Raw genomic sequence first — 21,062 nt, 5'->3', positions numbered from 1 at the left:
TTGTAGCTAGTTTTTACTTTTATAATTATTAGGGTAAATCCAATTAGAGCTATTATCATGCATAGAGGAGAGTAAAATATTGTATCTAAACTAGCAAATTTAGTTGATTTAATTTGTTTTAAAAAACCAACATATTTGAAATCACCTAAAGCTCTCAAAGCAAAAATTATGGGAATAATCCAAAGTCCAATATTCCTAAATAAAATTAGAAATTTACTTTTAAGGGAATTCAATGAAAACAAGTAAAAGAGTCCAAATAGTAACAATACTATTCCAACTATTATACTATCAATTGTCGTTGGGGTAAATATAGGAACTCCTTGTTCATTTGCAGGTAATACGTTATTAAACCCTAATTGACCACCACTTGCCCAATAAAAATGAAAAACAGCAAGCTCAAAGAATATTTTAATTAAAATTGCGGATAATATTAATTTCTTTTCATATTTTGCTAACGTTTTGTATGGTTAGGGGCGTTTTAAAAAACCTAAACTTTCAGTTTATATCAGAAACTTAATCAAAGAACTGAACTTCAAATTTAACACTATGTAGCCATTAATTATACAGATTGTTATTGTTTTAGTTTACAACCCAAGGCCATCTATTTTTTCTTTTTCATACTTACTATCTTCTACTGGGTAACCTAATAGGTTTTCATTGTACTTTGAATCTTTGTATTCTCTCGAATTTACGTTTCTATTTCTTTTTTCGTTAATAGCATTTAAACTACTTTTTTTAAATTCAGTAATAATTTCGCTGTATTCAGTCCATCTGAATTTTGGACGGGATTCATTCAACTCTTGAGTTTCCAAAGACTAGTTGTGTAGGTAGAAAATAAATCTTTCATCATTTGTATTACAAGATAGAAGTAAAGATATTACGAATGCACTAATTATTGTAATCTGAAACTTTAGTCTTGTAAAAATAGACTTTCTTGTAAATACATAACTTACTCATAGTAAAGTTTATAAGTGAAAGATTTTTGAATTATTTTCCATCTACCTTCATATTTTAATAATAACAAATAGTCTGTGTAAATTCTTTTTTTGTCAGGCATATCAATTTCAATTTTAGCACTTGATGCATCATTCTCGTAGTCTATTGAAATAATTCTACCAATACGATTATTTTTTTTTCCTGGCGCTATATTATTTATATAGTGCTTTCCTGACCAAACGTTTAAACTATCATTAGCAATATAATATAGTTTAAAATCTTTATAAAATGCTCTTTTTAACCTTTCAGGCTCTCCGTTGGCTGTACCTTCTATATAATCCATAAGAGTTTGTTGAATAAGGTCGATTTCAGTTTGAGCATTTAGGCTAAAAAAACTAAAGACAAATAATGCGATAAAAAGAGTTTTAATTTTGAACATTCTATGTGTAATTTTTAAATTATAGGTAAGGGTTTAATATAAGAATAAAGGGCGCTTCCAACTCACAATCCTAAATCGTCCATTTTTTCTTTTTCATATTTACTATCTTCTGCTGGGTAACGTAATAGGTTTTCATAATTTTCTGAATCTTTTGCTAAAGCATAAATTAAACTTTCTCCTGCATAAGTTGGTTTTTTTTCATAAATAGGGTCATTAAATGCTTCTTCTGCTGATGTAATTTGCCAACCTTTAGTTTTAAACATTTTTATTAAATCATCAATAAATAATGCGGATGCTAAATTATGATGCAATAAAAGATTATGCTTTATATGTCTACCAGTTAATTCAAAAGATAATTTTTCATAAAATAATGCTCTCTCCCAAACATGCTTCAGATAAAATTTTCTAAAATCACTTATATCAGCATTGTTATTTTTGCGAAGTCTTTTAATTAACCGACTATTAATGTACCAATCTGATGCATCAATAGTTACATAGCCATTTTTATAACCTTGTCTTTTGAAAAAGAATCTAACTGAAGCTACTTTTTCTTTAGTATTCCCTTCTTTTAAGTATGGAAATCTGAATAACTTCTTATAATTGGAATATTTATTTATAATTGAATCGTTTTTAATGAAGTCTTTTCTAAAATCTTCAAAAGTTCTAGATTCATTATTATAATTAGCATGTAAAAAGGTATGGTTTGCAATTTTATGACCATTATCATTCCAACTACTAAGCAAATAGTTTCCTTTTTCGCCATGCATATTATTTCCTGTAACAAATAGTATTGCCTTAACATTTGTGGCATTTAATTTATCAAGTAGCATTGTATTCCATTCTTTGGCTGTATGATTAGGCGTATCAGCTAATGAGCCATCATCAAAAGTAAAACTAACAGATTGAGCAATTAAATTAGTTGTTAAAAATAATGTGAACACTATAAAAATATATTTCATTTTTTTTTGAATTTTAAAATTTGAATTTATCAGATTGTTTTCTTTTTTATTTTAACTTTAGTTGAATCTATAAATAAATGACACATTAAATTGTGGTGTTCTCATTTGTGTATCATTTATCTGAACGAAATTATCGCCTTCTTTTACCGTATGCCATTCCCAAGTATCAAAAATATCTTTCATATTTAAGGTTAAAGATGCATTATCTTTAAAAAGTGATTTACTTAAACCCAAATCCATTCGATAGATGCCATTACTATCAATTTGACCTCTTTTTCTTCCATTAGCAAACCAGTGTTGCATTTGAAATTTAATCGATTTTGATATTGTAAAATTCATATTAAATTTGCCATAAATAAAAACACCTTTACTATTGTAATCTATACCATTAACCTTACCGCTTTGTTTAAAACCAGAAATAGTTAATTCATTATACATTTTTAACCAATTAAAAGGAGCATATGAAGTGTTTAGCTCAAGCCCTAATGCATTATTATCGCCAACATTTATAGTTTTTGTAACAAACACCTCTTTAAGAATACCATTAAAAGTAATTTCTTCATTTTGAACAAAATAATGCATAACATCTTTTGTATTTCTATAAAATATGGTAGGGGTAATTGATAAATTACTGCTTATTTTAGATTGATAACCCAATTCTGCCAAAATAACATATGAAGGATTAATTGATGGATTTCCTGCGAAAATATTTCTGGAATCGCTAAAAGAATTAAATGAAGTTATAGCGTTTCGATTTGGTCGCCGTATACGTCTTGATAGAGATAATCGCAAACTATTAGTATCATTAAATTCATAATCAAAAAAACTGGAAGGAAATACATCTGTATAATTCTTAGAAGTTTTTTCTGTATTGTTATTAGAAAACATCTCTATGTTTGTGGTCTCTGATCGTAATCCTACTTGAAATTTAAACTTTTTATAACTCTTAGCATATTGCGAATAAATGGCAATTACATTTTCTTTATACGTAGTTCGGTCTGTAAATTCAGGAATTAAAGCACTACTATTATCGATGGTTCTTTCTACTGAAAAATTGTTTCTAATATTGGCGTTCCTAATTCTAAACCCCAATTCAATTTGCGAATTATCTTTTCTTGTATGGCTATAATCTATGTCAAAATTATACCGATTATCAATCACATCATTACTAATAAAATCGTTTGATGAAATTGACGAAATAGGAATACTATTACTTTCTAAAATAGAAGACTGTCCTTTTTCTGTTGATGACTGCTTCATGAGACCTATTTTTAATTGCGACCCTCTTTCATTGAGTTTTAGTTTATACTCCGAACTAATTTTATAAAAGCTGTTTTTATTTTTTTCATCATCTATTCTTTTAGAAGTTGCACTTAAATTACTACGCTCAAAATCTTGATATGCAATAGTATTGGTATTATTAAAATTTGATGAACGATAGGTAACATCCGAAGAAATGGTACTTTTATCATTAAGTGAAAGTTGGCCTCCCATAGTATTAGAAAAATAGAATTGTTTTAAGAGTGACGTATCATTTTGTAAATAATTAGTAGGCACAGGAGTAAGATATTCAACGGATACTTTACCAGTTCGTTTGGGTTCAGAATAGCCTAGTCCAGAATTTACATACCACGAATATTTTTCGTTTCCTTTGTTAATACTAAGGTTTGTTCCTGAATTTAAACGGACACCTGAGAAGAGTTCTATACTGCTACTTAATTTTTTTTCCTTCCCTTTTTTCAGAATTACATTAATGATTCCACCAGAACCTTCTGAACTATATTTTGATGATGGATTTGTAATGACTTCAATTTTATCAATTGAACCAGCAGGTATTGTTTTTAGAAGAGCAGTAGCGTCTGTTAAGTCACTAATTTTACCATCTATTAAAATTTGAATATTTCCACTTCCTCGTATGCTAATACTACCATTAATATTTACTTGAACAGAGGGTACATTCTCCATCACATCAATTAAGCTACCTCCATTATTCGCAATATCTTTAGTAACGGTATATGTTTTTTTATCCAATTCTATTTTATGAGCAGAAGTATTTGCTGTAATAATAACCTCTTTTAGATTTATATTAACATCAATTATTATTTCGCCAATATCTTTTTTGTTTTTTACGGATCGCAAATCTATTTTTCTGAAAGCTGACTTTAATCCAATGACAGAAACTTTAAGATTATATAGAAGATTCGGTATTTCTATTTCAAAACTACCATCTTCATTGCTTAAACATCCAAACACTTTTTTAGCATCAAGAACATCTGTAAAAACAATATTTGAAAAGGCAGCAGCATTGCCAGATTGGTCTTTTATTTTGCCCGTTACGGTAACGCTTTGGCTATACCCGCTTGAATAACAAAGGATGGATAATAGAAGGATAATGTATGCTTTCATAAAATGAATTTTGAGCATAGATATCCTGTCCTTTATAAAACAGAGGATATATAATACTCGTAAAAATTTGATTATTTTATTTCGAAAAAAGCCTTTATTCGGTTATATAATCTAAAGGGTTTACTCTTTTTTCGTTGTGCTTTACCTCGTAATGCAGATGAGAACTAGTTGAAAGACCAGTATTACCAACATAGCCAATAATATCTCCTTTTTTAACGGTCTGATTTTCTTTAATATTAAAACCATTTAAATGTGCATACCAAGTTTGGTAACCATCAGAATGCGAAATGACAATTAAATTTCCCCAATCTCCTTCTAAAGCTGCTTTAGAAATTGTGCCGCTTGCAGTTGCTATAACAGGAGTCCCTGTACTTGCTTTTATATCTATTCCGCCATGAATTATTGCTTTTTTACTTTTGTTATGTTTCCTTTTTGTTCCAAAAAATGATGTAATATCTTCTTTTGTCTTATTCTTTATTGGGAATAAAGAAGGTAAATCGCTACTTAGACTAAAGGTGTTTATTTCACTTATTACGGGAATACTTTTTATATTTGGTTTTGTAAATGCAAATAATAGTAAAGCACAAACAGGCAACAAGATTAAGTATTTCAGTTTTGCTAATTGTGTAGATTTTGTTTTTGTAATCATATCTATTCTTCTTTTTAAAATGGGATAATTAAAATAACTATAAATAGTATTTGGGTTTTTTTTGACATCAAGGTTTTGTAATAACACTTGTAAATAGTGCGATGTTTTAATTTGTTTGTTCAACACCCTATTATCTGCCTGAAATTCGTGGATAGATTTTAGTGATTTTCTATAGAAATATACAGCAGGATTAAACCAAAAGAGTGCAACAAACACTTCTATTATCATAATATCAATAGAATGTTTTAAAATAACATGTGCCTTTTCGTGCTCAATAATTATATTATCTTGTTGCTTTAATGGAACAAATATCCAATTGAAAAACGAAAATATTTGTGAATTTTTAGTGATGATTAGTTTATACCCTTTCTTTTGATGAATTGTAGCGTTTTGTTTTTTAGCAACTAATTTTACTATGTTCAAACATAATTTTGTCAAACTAAAAATAGCACCAAGCCAATATAGTATAGGTAAAAGTGACCAATAATTTATTGTAGAACTAGATAGTAATGTTTCTTGAATTTTGAAATCTTCTACACTATTAAACCCGATACTTTCATACAAAGGAATATCAATTATCACATGTGAAATTGAAGGAAACAACCCATCAATTATTGGCAGTAAAAATGAAGTAGGAATTAAAGATAATAAAAGATATCTGTTTATTTTATGAAAAGTAAGCCTACTTAATGCAACCCTATAAATGATAAAAAACAAAGAAAAGACTACGGCTACTTGAATGATGTATATTGATAAATTAGTCATTCTTTTCTTTTAGTATTTCTATTTTATGCGCTATCAATTGCTTCATTTTTTCTAATTCAGTAAGGTTCATATCTTCCTTTTCTGTAAAGAATAATGCAAGATTTTTTGAAGAATCATTAAAAAAATTACTTACAACCGCCTTAATATGACGATTAAAATATTTATCCTTAGAAATGGTTGCATAGTACTGTCTTACTTTTCCATAAGAATCATATTTTAAAAACTCTTTTCTCACTAAAACTCGTACTACTGTAGAAATTGTAGTGTATGCAGGTTTTGGTTCTGGAAACTGTTCTACAATATCTTTAAGAAAAGATTTCTTCAACTTCCACACATACTGCATTACTTGTTCTTCTGCTTTTGTTAAATCATTCATACTGCAAATATAGAATTATTTTTTAATTATAACTACATTTATAGTAATAGAACTATTTATATAGTCATAATAAATAGATTCTTATACTTTTATGGAAATAATTTGAAGTTTTTCGACTGTTTGTTAATAAGGCATAACTCTGGGTTAAAGTTAAACCGGAGAGCAAGGAAACATTTTCGTTTTCGACTTTGCGCTAAGCTGAAGCTTTTTGTTTGTATTTTTTACTTTTAAATTGTCAAATCAGATTGATTTGGCGGACTTAATAAATACGCCCAACCCTTTAAGTTATGTACTATTTGTTGTAGGTATTGTATAGACAGTATTTTTCGTCTAAATATGGAATATATTTTCTCCAATTATCATTGTTATATGTGCAAAAACATGTCCAATCATAGCTGCTTCTAGTCCTTTTTTCCAATAAAGCCAGCCAAAAACGATTCCACCAACTGCATTGCCAAAAACAATGTATAATATCAATTCTGTTGTGGGAGTGCCTATTAGGGTATAGATTACGGGGAGGTGTCCAAATCCAAAAATTATTGCTGAAACTATAATGCCGATCCAATAAATAATCGGGTTTAATTTCCCGGAAATTTTAAAAATTAGCCAAACAAATAATGACATAATCCCGAACCTTATTAGGATTTCTTCTGTGAGTCCACCGTAAAGAAACCTTGCAGCCAGAGTTGGTCGAAACTTTTCTCCCATTTCTATAAACTCGGTCGGAAGGATAGGGGTAAAGGCAAGAGTGGTCAGTGTAATGAAGATTCCGCTGATTATGCCGCCAATAATCCCGTATTTCAGAATTCCTGATAATTTGGTCTTTTTATCTATATAAATGAGACTTTCTATAATAGGCAGTTTAAAATTTACTTTATCGTAAAGTAATGTTCCTATTACGACAGCAACCACAAGTAAAATTGTTGGGTTTATTAAGTTCAGTAATTTAAATTGCCAAGGTGTAAATAGCTCCGAAACCATTTTTTGCATTTCTTCTGGCAATGTGATGTCCATTGTCAAAGTCGATAAGACTCCGACAAATCCGATTAGAAAAACTAAAAACCCTAATTTAAGTTTTTTGTTCATTTTTGGTCAGCTTTTGTGCAACGGTTTAAATAAACGCCAGTTTTAATGGCGTTTATTTTCTATTATCAATAGATTATTTGTTTTTAACATGTTTTTCTAGCCATTGATCTTGTTCCCATAATAAATGGAGTATACTTTCCTTAGATTTATACCCATGGCTTTCTTTTGGTAAGATTACTAGTCGAACCGTAGCTCCTAATCCTTTTAAGGCATTGAAATAGCGTTCACTTTGCATGGGGTATGTTCCAGAATTATTATCAGCCTCTCCATGTACTAATAATAGTGGATGTTTCATTTTATCAGCATGCATAAAAGGAGACATGGTATTATAAACCTCAGGAGACTCCCAATAATTACGTTCTTCACTTTGAAAACCAAATGGGGTTAAAGTTCTATTATAGGCACCACTTCTTGCAATTCCAGCGGCAAATAAATCGGAATGTGATAGTAGGTTTGCTACCATAAAAGCACCATAACTATGACCACCAACAGCAACCCTGTTTCTATCAATATAACCTAAATTATCAACTGCATCAATTGCGGCCTTTGCATTTGCAACTAATTGTTCTCTAAAAGTGTCGTTAGGTTGAGTATCACCTTCACCTACAATTGGAAAAGAGGCATCATCTAAAACTGCATACCCTCTGGTTACCCAATAAATCATGGATCCATAATATGGATAAGTAAACTCGTTAGGATTTTTAGTACTTTGACCTGCGCTCGATTTATCTTTATATTCAGTTGGATATGCCCATAAAATCAGCGGCACTTTTTCTTTGCTGTTTTTGTCATAATCCACGGGTAAGTACAAAGTTCCAGAAAGCTCTAAACCATCATCTCGTTTGTATTTGATTACTTCTTTATGTACATTTTGAATACTGATAAAAGGGTTTTTAAATGAAGTTAATTGAGTTATTTGATCTCTTTTAGCATCCTTTAAATAATAATTAGGGTATGCTTTCGGAGATTCAATCCTTACCAATAATTCGTTCTTTTTTGGATCGTAATTTCTTATATCTTCAAGTTTATCTGTATATGCTGATTGATAAATTCGTTTCTTTTTGGTGTCTTTTAAATTTACTTGGTCTACAAATGGGAATTGCCCTTTTTCGGTATATCCATCACCTATTAAAAAGGCATTATTTTTTAGTAAAGTTAAAATAGAACTCCCCATATCATTTCTTTCAGTCACAAAATCTCCAGGATCACTATAAGTATCTTGATAATTTCTATCTGACAGGATTACTGGTTTTTGGGATGTATCGGAAGGATTGAAAATATAGGTTTTGGTATTTCTGGTATTCCACCAATAATCATGGGCAATAGCTATTGAGTTATTTCCCCATTCAATATCATAAACCCGATTGATGGTTTTTAAAATACTTTTATCACCATTTTTAAAAGGGGCTTCTAATTCAAATACTTCATCTCTGTGATCCACTTTTGTTTCTGGATCTCCACCATCTAATGCTTTTGTGTAAACTAGTGTGGCTGGTTTGTCATTTCTCCATTTAAAGTTTCTTTTTCCTGTTCTGACCGACATAAAACCTTTAGGAAGATCTTCAATTAAAGAAACTTCGACCACGGTTTCCACTTTTTTACCGTCTTTCGTATAAATTGTCGTTTTTGAGGGAAATCGTCGGTAAGGGACTAAATAAGAAAAAGGCTTATGCACCGTATTTACTTTTACATAATTACCATCCGGAGAGAAATTTATAGAAGTATAAATGTCGCTATCCAACCACTTTTCCTTTTTCCCATCCAAGGATACCTTATAAATCTCTGATAGCGCAAGTTGTTCAAAATTATGCTCGTCGCTTTTGTTTTTTAATAAGTCCTGATAGGTTCTATTTTGTGCTTTTTTACCGTCGTTGACTGAAATAGTAGGTCCTAATGGTATGGCGGTTTTTGTGTTTATAAGTGGCTCTCTATTTTCTGGGATGGTTTTAATAAGTAAGGTTAGGCCATCTTCAAACCAGTTGATCACACTACCAATATTTGCATTTGTATTGGCACTTGTTAGTTTACTTACTGATGAAGTCACTAAATCAAGAACCCAAACTTCAACGCCATTTGATGTGGTATTGGTTAATGCTATCTTTTTTTGATTAGGTGACCAGTTGAAGTTGGTTAACTTTGGATTTATAGGTAATCCTTTTACTTGCGAAATTACTCCTCCTTTTTTGTTTAAACTTTTAATTTTAACATTATTAAAGTAAGTAACTCTGCTTCCTATATTGGTTTTTGGATCAATACGTAAACCCCCAAGACGAAGTTCTTCTTGAGAAAGTTCTTCAATAGATTTATAAGCATCCCGAAATAACAATATCATATACTCTTTACTTTCATCTAAAAGAACACTGGGGGCTCTTGGCACATCAACCAATTCTAAAATTTCTTGTGGCGGTTTTTGATAGATAGCATTTTCTTGAGCATTAACTTTTACTATTGCAAGTAAAAGAATTAAATAAATAAAGTGTTTCATAAGCTGCATTCAAGGTTATAACGCAACAAGTGTTGCTTTTTTTTAGTGAGTCTAAGCTACAAATTTTAGTTCAGAATCTATTTATTTTCTTGGGTGTTTTAAGCTCAGTTATTTTCAGTAGTTTATTGTTTAGTTTTTTTGAATACAAAGGAGTTTGTTTTTATCAATTGGATTAAAGTCAAGTTCCTTTTAGGAAGGAATCTTCTAATTGAGTTCATTTGTGTTTTCATTTGTTCCTCTTTGTTAAGAAGAATAGGGGGTGGGCAAAGTATATTTTTATACCTGTTTTTTGTAATTAATTCATGTTTTGCCATTTCCGTTCCGTTGTCGTATGTTATTGTTTTTTGAATAAAGGGTTGAGTACGTACATTTTTTGTCTTGTCCTGAAATAGGTTGACCTTTTTCATATGATTTAAAAGGTTAATAATTCCAGATTGTTTTTGTTTTTTCGATACGATTTGTAGTCAATATTTTGATTTATGTGTACGCTGTTAGGCGTACTTAAATTTAGACTCTAATGCGTTCTTAAATTGTTGTAAATAAAGATAGCCTTTTTGGTTATTTTTTGCGCAAGTTTGGTGTTTTTAATAGTTTCTTTTAGCGCGTATTCATATTTGAGTGTTTTATTAATACGCTCAGCGATTGCATTTTCATACGGGTCATATTGCTCTGTCATGCTCAAAGTTAAATTGTTGTTTTCTGCAAATAGGGTATAGGTAGGGTTGCAGTATTGGAGTCCTCTATCTGAGTGATGAATTAATTTTTTATTAGGGTGCTTTCTATTTTTTAAAGCCATTTTAAGTGCTTCTAAGCATAGTTCTGTTCTCATATGGTTATCTAGTTTGTATCCCATTATTTTTTTCGAATAGGCGTCTGTAACTAAAGCGAGATAATTGTGTCCGTTTTGTGTTTTGATATAGGTGATATCGGTGACCCAAAGTTGTTCAGCTCTAGTAGGCACTTTATCTTTCACCAGGTTTTTGTATTTATAAAAATGATGTTTAGAATTTGTTGTTATATGATATGTTTTGTTCTTCTTAATGAGTAGTTTATGGTTTCTAAGGAATTCAAAGAACTTATCTCTACCCATTTTTATATTGTGTTTTTTGAGTTCATTTTTTAAATGGTCATGTAATTTTTTACCACCGGTTTGTTGTCCGACTTTGTTTCTACAATCACGGACCAATTGTCTAATGATTTGTTCGTTTAATTCTTTATTACGTTGTGATTTTAGGCGTTTGTAAAAGGCCTGTTTACTAATCCCAAAACAAGTAGTTAACCATTTTCTTTTAAACGGTCTTGCTTCTTTTTTTGAATCTCGTCTGCTAATGTTTTGGGCAATGACTTTTTTGACATATCGACTCCAGTAATAAGTTCCATGTCCGCTATAATATCTTGTTGAAAATCTTTTACGAATTCAAGTTCTTCAATCTTCTCTTTTAGTTTTTTGATTTCATCCTTTTTACTCATGCCTAGTTTCTTTTGTTCTAAGGTACTGTATTTCTTAATCCAGTATTGAATAGAACTTCTAGAAACTTGATATTTATTTGAAGCGTGATTGATAGAAATCTGACCATTATGAATTTGGTCAATGATTAAAAGTTTGAGTTCAAAGCCTACTTTTTTGTAGCTTTTTTTTGGGCAGGGGTGTTTTGTTTGTTTTTCCATAGATTACTAAAAATGTTTGTTTTTTTAGTCAACCTATTTCAGGACGATGCATTTGGTTAGCTTGTGTATAACTGTATTGTGTATGAAAACTCTAACTAACTTTGGTTAAGTACCTAATTTAGCATTTTTTTATAGATATACTTGTTGTTTTGGTGCGCACATATTTTGGTACGGGTCAGAATCTATAATTTTTCAGGTAACGAATCTTTTTTGAAACTATAAATATAAGTAGTGAAATAAGTATAATGGTACTAAATATATTTAATCATTAAAATTATTTTTTTACTACTGCATGCAAGGATTTAACGCAACAAACGTCGTTATTTTATATATAATGCTAGCCACTGTTATTTTTCTAATTTGTATTTTGAAATATGACCAGATATATCTCCTCCAAGGTAAAGGTAGCCATTATGTTCTTCAACTGAGGTTGCCTCAGATACAAACTCTCCAGTTGTATCATAATATGTTTTTATAATCTCCCCATTGTTACTTAAATGCATTAACATTCCAAATGGTACTGCTTTAGGTTGTAAAAAAGATGGAAGTCCGTAAACAATTTTTTTTACCAGAGGTTTTGGGTGTATTTCATCTAATGATTTATCTCTTTTAGTAGAAAATCCAAGCCAAAAACTACCATCTAACCTTCTAGATATTCCGTTTGGAAAGCCTGGTAAATTATCTAAAAAAATATCTTTAGTTCCTTTTTTAACACCTTTAAGCCAATATCTAACTATTCTATATTTTGCTAAATCAACCATTAAAACGAAGTCATCATTCTGGGATACAGCAACTCCGTTACCAAAATAAGTTTCATCTATAAGAGTTTTTACTCGTTCGGTTTTTGGGTTATAACTGTAAAGGCCCCCATCTGGTTTGGCTTCCATTAATAATTTCCAAATATGTTTATTGCTAAAGTTTACTTTTGAAGAAGTATTTGTAAAATATATTATACCATCTTTAGCTATATCTACATCATTAGGGATTAAGAACTTGTTGCCATTTTCATCTTCGCTTGCCAAAGTTTTTATTTTACCATTTTGATTAATACTTATTAAACCTCTTTCTAAGTCGCAAGCAATAAGATTCTGATTGCTATCAAAATGCAATCCTGTAACCCAAGATCCTGAATTACAAAATACAGAAACTTTCCCTGATGCATCTATTTTTAAAACCCTACCATCTGTGAAGTCTGTTTTAGAAATATGTACACCACAATACAAATTTCCTTGATTATCTACTGCGATATCTTCTGGACCAAACCAACCGTTTAGATCTATCCGTTCGGTTGTACTTAATAATTTATTTTCAGCAAGTATTCCTTCTAGTTCTGGCATTGGCGGTGGCAACCAAGCTACTGGGTCAAGAGACCAAGAGTTATACAAAACACTACTAATTAATAATGTAAGTATTGTAAATATTAAGGCAATTGATAACTTTACTTTCTTTGAAATTTTCATTGTATTTATTCTTTCGATTTTAAAAACACAAAGAAACGACTGTCTTAATATTTACATCTTGACATTTGTTATGAAATGGAAATTTCTTTCCTAACTCGACTTAGCGACTCGGAAGCTATGCCAAGAAAACTGGCAATTTGGTGTTGAGGAACCCTTTGGACAATTTTTTTGTTGTAGTTTTTTATAAAATCTAAATACTTTTTTTTAGCTGATTTTGTCTGCAGTGTTAAAGTTCTTTCTAAAGCGCAAAGATGATTTTTTTCGGCTAAAATTCGTCCAATTTTATCAAATTTTGAGGATTCTTTATATAGTTGAGTTAGGCTATGATAAGAGATTTTATAAACAATACTATCTTCAATCACTTCTAAAAATTCAGAAGAAGGTGTTTGATTTATAAAGCTATGAAAGATCGTTATAAATTGATTGTCACAAACAAAATATGTAGTAATCTCTTTCTCATCTATATTTCTATAAGTTCTTAATAGTCCAGATTCAATAAAATACAAAGTGTCTGCTGTTTTTCCTTCCTCAACCAATAAGGTTTTAGCTTTATACTCTTGTCTTTTTAATTGATTAGAAAATTTCTTCCATTCACTTTCTGTTAATCCAATTAGTTCTTCTAATATTTTACTTAGTTCGTTCATTGTGTATTGTCCTGAAATAGGTTGTCTTTTTTTAGTATTTAAAAGGTTACTGCTTCTAGTTTGTTTTTATTTTTTTGTCTAAAGCTATATTTTAAAGATTTAGCGACTTAGTAAATATACACAGACCTTGGCGTAAAAGCCACAAGTCCATATTAATTATAGACATTGTTGCAAAACGTTTTTTATGGGTTTAGTTTTCAATTATATTATTTTCAATTCCTGTATTAATTTGAGTTAAATCATTAGCAAAATTAAGTTTGTCCTTGGGTGATATTATCATTTCATCAAACTTTCCATATTTAAGTTCAATTCTGTCGAAAGAAGGAGCAGGTGAAGATATTAAACTATTTGTGTGGCTTATTTTTTTAATTTTGCTAATGTCAATTGTTTTATTAAATATAATTCCGCATTTTATTTTCAAAGTATTATTCTCAATTTTATATTCTGTTTTTAAAAACGTATGTAAAATGAAAGCATAGGTGGGTATTAGTATTCCTATTAGTGTATAAAATTCCTTATTAATTCCATTGTTTACTATTCCAAAAATTACAGGGATAAAAAACAATAGAAATATTGCTATCAACATTCCATATGATACTTTGACTTTATATTTTTTTTGTCATAATTGAAGTCTTTTTTAATCAATCCTTCGGTTTTTAGTTCAGTCTGATTCTCGTCTTAAATGCTTCCGACTTCGCACTAAGCCAAAACTTTTTGCTTGCGTTTATTTTTTTGTTATTAAAATGTCAAATCCAATAGATTTGGCGACCTTATGAAATTACACAAAACATGGGATTTAACACCTAACCACCGCATTAATTTTAGGCATTGTAATCAAACGTTTTTTATTTTCATACAACCGCTCTAATTACGTTTATTATTAATTTATTCCGCCCGAGTAAAAACTCCAACAGCCAGATAAACATTGGAGTGAAATCTGACAGCGCAATTTTAGTCAAGTTCAATTTTGTCAAGTGCATTTGGAGGAGGAGGAGGGATGTTCAATAGATTATAACTTTCAAATATGATGTTGTAGCGGAAAAAGTTTTTTTCATTTTCATAATTTACTTTCTTAAACTCCTTAACTACCTGTTTAAGTACCTCCTTAGTTTTTGCTATTGGATAACTGTTCTCTATATACAAATGTATTATGGCTGGTCTAAGAATGTTCTTGTTGTATTGAAAATGGTAATTAATAGTACTTATTTTTGAGATTTCATTTCCAAGATTTTTAATGTGTTTTAACTTGTCAAAATCTCCAGAATAGTTCTTCACAGAATCATTTTTTATGACCATAGTATTCCGATTAAAATAACAGGAATTTATTCCACTATTTGGACAGTCAGCCCATCCTGTAAGTTTAAAAATTGTATCGTTTTGATTGAAATTTAATCCAATTGATTTTTTAGCGCACGATAGTTCTTGCATTTTCTTAACTAGCTCGCCGAAATTTTTAAAAGAATCAATTTTTATATTTACAAAGTCAGGTTGTTGAAAATTTTCTAAATAACTATTTGAAGATATTTCTGTATTTGTTTTCTTATGTTCAGAATGCTCATTTTCGTTATGATTACAGCAGGTTAAAAAAAGAAACAATAGTAATATCTGAAAAGGTGATTTCATTATCGTTAGCTGTAGTTTTTAGTTAATTACTTCATTAAATTTCTCCCAGAAAACATTATCGAAAGAAGATAAAGCAAAATTGTCTCCAGATATGGTGGCCTCTCCCATTCTTATAATTACTAAATTCTTACTAGGAACGATATAGATGCGTTGCTCGTCTTTGCCCATAGCAGCAACCATATCTGTGGGGGCATTGGGAACAAGCTCACCAGCAAATTCTGTTTGAGTAGATGGCAGCATATATTTGCTTTGTCCATTTAGCCACCATAGATATCCGTAGGATGGATTAATACTTTGAGAAGTTGTTTTGCTTTCAATAAAGAATTCTTCATCAATGATTTGCTCTCCATCCCAATTTCCATTTTGCGAAGCCAATAGTCCAAATCTTGCCATACTTCTTGTATTGCTATTATAGATACGATAAACAAACCCGTTATTCCAGAATCCTTCCATACCTATTTTATTACGTAATTCATTATTGAAATAATTTTCAAATTCGATTCCGCTTGCATCTTCGATGACATTCATCAATCTCTGAAATACATTGCCATATGCCCATCGTGTACCTGCGTCAGCGAGGTAGGTTAAATTAGATTTGATTACTAATTGAGGTTCGTCATTTAGGCCTGATGTCATTGATAGTAGATTTTTTACCGTAATTAAATCTTCTTGTTGAGCTGTGGAAATCGTCCACTCAGCACCAATATAATCCGATACTTTATTATCGATGTTGATTAATCCATTTTGTTGAGCAATACCCGTAGTAGCCGTGACCAAAGTTTTTCCTGCGCTATTCCATTGCCAAGTATCGCTAGCTGTATGTCCATTATAATATTCTTCTACCACAATTTTTCCGCCAACCAATACCATAAAGGATTTAGTATTTTCATTGGTAAGATAATTCTCTAACTCTTCCAGCTTAGTTAAATTCCAGTTTAACTGATTTGGCGATATACTTTCCCAATCATTTGTGTTAATTGACGGAAAATAAAAAGATTCTTCTGGTACGTTTTGCGAAAGTGAGTCATCAGACTGACAACTTAAAGTTGTTGAAAGAATAAATATCATAAATAATCTATAAGTCATATAATGTTTTTCTTTTTCTATTTTGTCCGAAGCAAAATCCCAAAGATTTAGCACCTTCATAAATATACCTTGGCGTAAAAGTAACAAGTCTGTATTACGTTTAGGCTGTGTTGTGCGGCGTTATTTTCCATTCTGCTTGTATTCACATTCCGTTAAGCTTTCAAGTCATGATTTCGTTGGAATAGCATATAAAGGGAGTGTGGCAACATCAGCAGTGTCATTCCTGAAAATGGGATCATATAAACCCCAACCAACACGACTATTAAATATGCCCAAATAAAACTTTTTGGAATCTGTCCGCTTGTTTTTTCTACATACCCAAGTAATATTCCGATTGGAATCAGCAACAGACCAAAATAGAAAAACCAGAACGCTGCGAAATTTTCGTAGTTCATTTGTCCATTCAGCAAAGGAAACTCTAAAAGTCCTTCACTTATCTCAAAAAAAAATTATCCGCAAATTTAGAAAATTGTTTTCCGAACGCAAAAGGTGAAATTCCTAAAAGAGGATGAATAACCCCTAAAAACACTAAAATTTTTCCGTTCGTTATTTTCATATTTAGTTAATTTTTATTGATTCGGGGCGATTTTTTTATAATTGTAGGCAACGTGTTTGTGTATGGTTACTAACTAAGTTAGTAGACAATTCACAGATAGAAAATTCCAGCGGAATTTTCCAAATAAGCACTTGCCAAGCAATTAATTATACACGGTTACATGCTGGTTTTTCACGTTGTATTAAATCTGCAATAGCATTCCAAAGCTCAATTCGTTTTTCTAATGATTGTTTGGCAACAGCTAATGTTTCATTCCATTTTTGGTCATCATCTTTACATAATTCCGAAATCATCTTGAGAGATAATGGACCATGTTCATCTCCATCAAGTTCAATATGACGTTCGAGATAGTAATTTATTTTGTTGTATAGTTTGTTATCAGAATCGGAATTTTTAAGAATTTCGATAAACATATCAGGAATTACATCTTCTCGTCCAAATGTAAATGCAGAAGCTACAAGGTGTGCCTTATTGGTCTCAATGATTGAAAATGAAAATTTAACAAAATCAGCTACTCTTTTATCTATATTAACTTCATTTAGAGAATATTCAACCGAATTACCTAATTCTATGAGTTTTGTGAAATTATGGATTTCATTAGTATTAGCATTTACTTGTACCATTGCGTCCAAATACATTTCGAAATGACTTTTTGGTTCTCCTAATTCATTAATATCACTTTCTTCTCCGTGAACGATTTCATTTATAAACCTTGATAATGTTGGGTTCTTTGGTGGTGTCCAAGGAGTTTGAACATTAGTGAGATTTATTTGAAGCTTCTTTAAGATCGACATAAAATCCCATACGGCAAACACGTGACTTTCCATAAAAATTTTTATGTCATCAACGCTATTTAAATTTTTATATAGCTTATGGTTTTTCAATTGATTTCTTAATTCCGAAATCTCATTTTCTATGTATTCTATTCTATTCATTCTATTTTTTTGCTTGCATATAAAGCCCAAGCTAAAGTTAGTACGGAGAGCAAGGAAGCCTTTTTGCTTCCGACTTCGCACTAAGCCGAAGCTTTTTGTTTGCGTTTTTTTTTAATATTAAAATGTAAAATTAAACAGATTTGGCGATCTTATAAAATTACGCGAAAATTAGAATTAAACACCAAACTTTGCATTATTTATGGGCCTTGTTACCAAACGTTTTTTATTTAGGTGCAATCGCTCTAATTAGGTTTGAGCTCATTATTAATTTATTCTGTCCGAGTAAAAAGTCCAGTAACCAGATAAACATAGGAGTGTAATCCGATTGCGTAACTTTAACCAAGTCCTATTATTCAGCAACAGATTAGTTACTGTGTTACCAAACGTTTTTCTTATTAGATCTCTAATATTTTAGAAATCAATGTTTTGTATTCTTGAACATTCTTCTCATATTTTTTTTGCACCATAATCCATAATAAGACTCCTAATGCTAAAATTCCAGCTCCTAACAAATACGTAGAAGTGCTACTACTTTTTCCTGATATTATGGTAATTAGAAAACCCAAACCCAAAAGTATATGTGTGAATATTACTAATTTCCATAAAAAATGTTGGCTAAATAAAATTTTCACATCGGTCTCATTTTCAACATCTGTTTTTGATAATTTTCCATTAACAATAATGCTGTTAATATATATTAGGTACCAAGCATATTGAATCCGTTTACGCATTTTAAATTTTATTGATTTTTTTTTATCGTGATTCATATTAAACACTAATCCGTCTACAGATTTAAGTGCGGATTCTAAATTCTGGCTTATCTCTTGTGGATTACTTTTTACTTTTAAATTCCATTTTTTCATAATCTCTTTTTCAAAATGTTTGGTAACAATTGAGCTAAGCGTAGTGTGGTAGTAAGGAAATTTTTCGTTTCCGTCTGCGCACCAAGCTAAAGCTTCTTATTTGCGTTTTTTTTTTGTTCAAAGCTAAATCCATAAGATTTAGCGACTTTATAAATATACACAGACCTTTCGGTTTTGCCCTAAAGTCCGCATTAAATTTAGCGTCGATAAAACGTTTTTCTTCGGTATGCTTTCCCAAAAATCAGAATTAAAATTAGAAATACGCTTACTGAAACCATTAGATTACCAAGTTGATTATTCATATTAGTTGTTGGGAATACAGAAATATATACTAAATCGTGTAATAGGTGAAAAACTATAGCTATATAAATTGAGTATCTAAAAGCAGCTAAATAAGCTATCATTAATGAAATAGCGATGCCCATTACGGGATATAATATAAATCCTTCGATTAATGGGTAATGCGAAAAGTTATGTCCAGTTAAAGCCAATGGTAAATGCCAAAAACCCCACACAAGTCCCAATATTATAATTCCTATTAAATTACCGTAAGTGCTTATTAGTTTTTTTTGTAAAAATCCGCGCCAGCCTATTTCTTCTCCCAGAACTAATAGGATTATCAATACAAGATTAAGAAGGGTAAAATTTTTAAATTTAAATAATGATAAGTTAGGAACAGTTCTAAAATCAAGTTTCACTTGGGCAATAATAATGTTTGGTAACGGTTTGTATAAGAATAGTAAGGGATTAAAATATACTTACTTTTCGGGTTAGCATTTAGCCAAATTTACAATTTTACCGTTATTTTTCTTTTAATCGTCAAATTGTAAATTTGGCGGACTTTATTATTATGTACTAACTTTGGGTTTGGTACTTAACCCTTATTATTTTTATACTTTGTTGTAGCCAGTTTTTATTTCAGATAATCTCCGAAATATTTATTAACTGCTTCTAAATCGTATTTGTCTTCTCCTCTCCAATATTCTACAAAACCCCAATCATTCTTACCTGTAGTTGCTCTGTCATAACTTTTAGGTTTTAATATTCCCATTGCTGCTAAAATTTCAATTAGAACTTCTCTTTCAGATTTACTAGACTTAATTACATCTTTTAATCTAACGACTAATTTTCCTGGATAATCATTCTCATTTGAAGTTTCGACAACTTTTAGAATATTTTTAAATATGTCTATGTCCTCCTTTTTAGGCAACATAATTTGCTCTTTTTCGAACTGTTGCAAATCAAACAATATATAGATTAAATCTCCTAATCTAATTCCTCCCCATTTTAATCTTTCAAAGTTAAGTACGTTTAAATCTTGATTTTCATAATTTTCATTACCTACAAGTCCATATTGAGTTTCTTTACATATTTCACAAGTATAGGAATGAAAATCGGGTTTTCCATCGACATAAGAAGTTCCAGATATTATTGGGGAATATTTATGTTTAGTAAATTTATTCGCTAAAAAATAACTTGACAATGAAGAACGTAAATCAAGCCTTTTTGTAGATAGACTACTTAAAAAGGCACTAGAAATATTTTCTAAACTTATGCCTTGTTTAATTGAAATAATATTTTCTATACATTGATTATGATTGATTGTTAAAGGTTCAAACATTAAACCTTTAGATTTAGCATATTCAAAATCCTCTTTTGATATTTGTCTGTTTTTAGAATCAATCCAGCCATTTTTCCAGAATGATTTAAATAAAATTTGTTTGGCTTTTTTGTCTATCACTTGGTTTTTTTCAAATTGGCTACAACAATTGAGTATACGTAAACTTAGGTTTTGTGTTACGAAACACCTTTTATTTATATTACAATAATACTATAAAATATTTTTATAAAGTAGGCGGTTACATGTAAAATACAGAACCTCAAAAATCTTATTTTTACGATTTTCACATAAAAAAAGTAGCGTTTATTGTAGCCTTAAACACCTTTTTTTCTATGCTGCTGTCCCGTCCTGAAATAGCGATACACTAAAACTTTAGTGTAATGAAAACATCATTAAATATTGGCAGTACCAAGCGTACCCAAAAAGATTACTCGCTCTCATTTAAACTCCAATTAGTTGAAGAAGTTGAGCAGGGTCAGTTAACAAAATCGCAGGCAAAGCTCAA

The 21,062-nt window shown here is 30.3% G+C and carries 21 protein-coding genes; all 21 read right to left on the bottom strand.

Annotated features, from left to right (window positions below):
• Positions 1-407, bottom strand: a 407-nt coding sequence (locus tag QZZ51_RS01930) for a DUF3995 domain-containing protein (protein ID WP_291865231.1), incomplete at its 3' end; no start/stop codon positions are given.
• Between the two features lie 177 nt (positions 408-584).
• Complete coding sequence (locus tag QZZ51_RS01925) at positions 585-812, bottom strand: hypothetical protein (RefSeq protein ID WP_291865110.1); 228 nt, start codon at positions 810-812, stop codon at positions 585-587.
• A gap of 137 nt (positions 813-949) precedes the next feature.
• Positions 950-1,375, bottom strand: a complete 426-nt coding sequence (locus QZZ51_RS01920) for a nuclear transport factor 2 family protein (RefSeq protein ID WP_291865107.1) — start codon at positions 1,373-1,375, stop codon at positions 950-952.
• 62 nt (positions 1,376-1,437) lie between these two features.
• A complete protein-coding gene (locus QZZ51_RS01915; protein ID WP_291865104.1) occupies positions 1,438-2,334 on the bottom strand; it encodes a polysaccharide deacetylase family protein in 897 nt (298 codons plus the stop codon).
• A 57-nt stretch (positions 2,335-2,391) separates the two neighbouring features.
• Positions 2,392-4,740: an outer membrane beta-barrel protein gene (locus QZZ51_RS01910; RefSeq protein WP_291865102.1), complete on the bottom strand. Its 2,349-nt coding sequence runs from the start codon at positions 4,738-4,740 to the stop codon at positions 2,392-2,394.
• A gap of 94 nt (positions 4,741-4,834) precedes the next feature.
• Positions 4,835-6,154 carry a peptidoglycan DD-metalloendopeptidase family protein gene (locus QZZ51_RS01905; protein ID WP_291865099.1) on the bottom strand — a complete coding sequence of 440 codons (1,320 nt, stop codon included), beginning with the start codon at positions 6,152-6,154 and terminating at the stop codon, positions 4,835-4,837.
• Complete coding sequence (locus QZZ51_RS01900) at positions 6,147-6,530, bottom strand: BlaI/MecI/CopY family transcriptional regulator (protein WP_291865096.1); 384 nt, start codon at positions 6,528-6,530, stop codon at positions 6,147-6,149. The genes QZZ51_RS01905 and QZZ51_RS01900 overlap by 8 nt, the downstream gene beginning before the upstream one ends.
• A 330-nt stretch (positions 6,531-6,860) precedes the next feature.
• Positions 6,861-7,544: a CPBP family intramembrane glutamic endopeptidase gene (locus tag QZZ51_RS01895; protein ID WP_291865093.1), complete on the bottom strand. Its 684-nt coding sequence runs from the start codon at positions 7,542-7,544 to the stop codon at positions 6,861-6,863.
• A gap of 145 nt (positions 7,545-7,689) precedes the next feature.
• Positions 7,690-10,101 carry a prolyl oligopeptidase family serine peptidase gene (locus tag QZZ51_RS01890; protein WP_291865090.1) on the bottom strand — a complete coding sequence of 804 codons (2,412 nt, stop codon included), beginning with the start codon at positions 10,099-10,101 and terminating at the stop codon, positions 7,690-7,692.
• 514 nt (positions 10,102-10,615) lie between these two features.
• Positions 10,616-11,362: an IS3 family transposase gene (locus tag QZZ51_RS01885; RefSeq protein WP_291865228.1), complete on the bottom strand. Its 747-nt coding sequence runs from the start codon at positions 11,360-11,362 to the stop codon at positions 10,616-10,618.
• Positions 11,363-11,376: 14 nt separating this feature from the next.
• The gene (locus QZZ51_RS01880) at positions 11,377-11,769 is read right to left on the bottom strand and encodes a helix-turn-helix domain-containing protein (protein ID WP_291865087.1); all 393 of its coding nucleotides are present in this window, start codon (positions 11,767-11,769) and stop codon (positions 11,377-11,379) included.
• A 347-nt stretch (positions 11,770-12,116) separates the two neighbouring features.
• Entirely contained in the window at positions 12,117-13,229 is a 1,113-nt protein-coding gene (locus QZZ51_RS01875) for an SMP-30/gluconolactonase/LRE family protein (RefSeq protein ID WP_291865084.1), read from the bottom strand.
• A gap of 68 nt (positions 13,230-13,297) precedes the next feature.
• Entirely contained in the window at positions 13,298-13,873 is a 576-nt protein-coding gene (locus tag QZZ51_RS01870) for a Crp/Fnr family transcriptional regulator (RefSeq protein ID WP_291865082.1), read from the bottom strand.
• Between the two features lie 190 nt (positions 13,874-14,063).
• Positions 14,064-14,459, bottom strand: a complete 396-nt coding sequence (locus tag QZZ51_RS01865) for a PH domain-containing protein (protein WP_291865079.1) — start codon at positions 14,457-14,459, stop codon at positions 14,064-14,066.
• Positions 14,460-14,824: 365 nt separating this feature from the next.
• Entirely contained in the window at positions 14,825-15,496 is a 672-nt protein-coding gene (locus tag QZZ51_RS01860) for a hypothetical protein (protein WP_291865077.1), read from the bottom strand.
• 18 nt (positions 15,497-15,514) lie between these two features.
• Entirely contained in the window at positions 15,515-16,642 is a 1,128-nt protein-coding gene (locus QZZ51_RS01855) for a serine hydrolase (RefSeq protein WP_291865075.1), read from the bottom strand.
• 92 nt (positions 16,643-16,734) lie between these two features.
• Positions 16,735-16,977, bottom strand: coding sequence for a DUF6463 family protein (locus QZZ51_RS16615; protein ID WP_366511935.1), 243 nt, complete (start codon positions 16,975-16,977; stop codon positions 16,735-16,737).
• Between the two features lie 307 nt (positions 16,978-17,284).
• Positions 17,285-18,073 (bottom strand): DUF3050 domain-containing protein, encoded by a 789-nt coding sequence (locus QZZ51_RS01850; RefSeq protein ID WP_291865072.1) that lies wholly within the window; start codon positions 18,071-18,073, stop codon positions 17,285-17,287.
• Positions 18,074-18,468: 395 nt separating this feature from the next.
• On the bottom strand, positions 18,469-18,936 hold the full coding sequence (locus QZZ51_RS01845) for a DUF423 domain-containing protein (RefSeq protein ID WP_291865070.1): 468 nt from the start codon (positions 18,934-18,936) through the stop codon (positions 18,469-18,471).
• 197 nt (positions 18,937-19,133) lie between these two features.
• Positions 19,134-19,634: a CPBP family intramembrane glutamic endopeptidase gene (locus QZZ51_RS01840; protein WP_291865067.1), complete on the bottom strand. Its 501-nt coding sequence runs from the start codon at positions 19,632-19,634 to the stop codon at positions 19,134-19,136.
• 215 nt (positions 19,635-19,849) lie between these two features.
• Positions 19,850-20,677 (bottom strand): hypothetical protein, encoded by an 828-nt coding sequence (locus QZZ51_RS01835; protein WP_291865066.1) that lies wholly within the window; start codon positions 20,675-20,677, stop codon positions 19,850-19,852.
• Between the last annotated feature and the right edge of the window lie 385 nt (positions 20,678-21,062).

This window comes from Maribacter sp. (assembly GCF_016744255.1).
Lineage (GTDB): Bacteria > Bacteroidota > Bacteroidia > Flavobacteriales > Flavobacteriaceae > Maribacter_B.
This window is presented reverse-complemented; position numbering and strand designations above follow the sequence as displayed.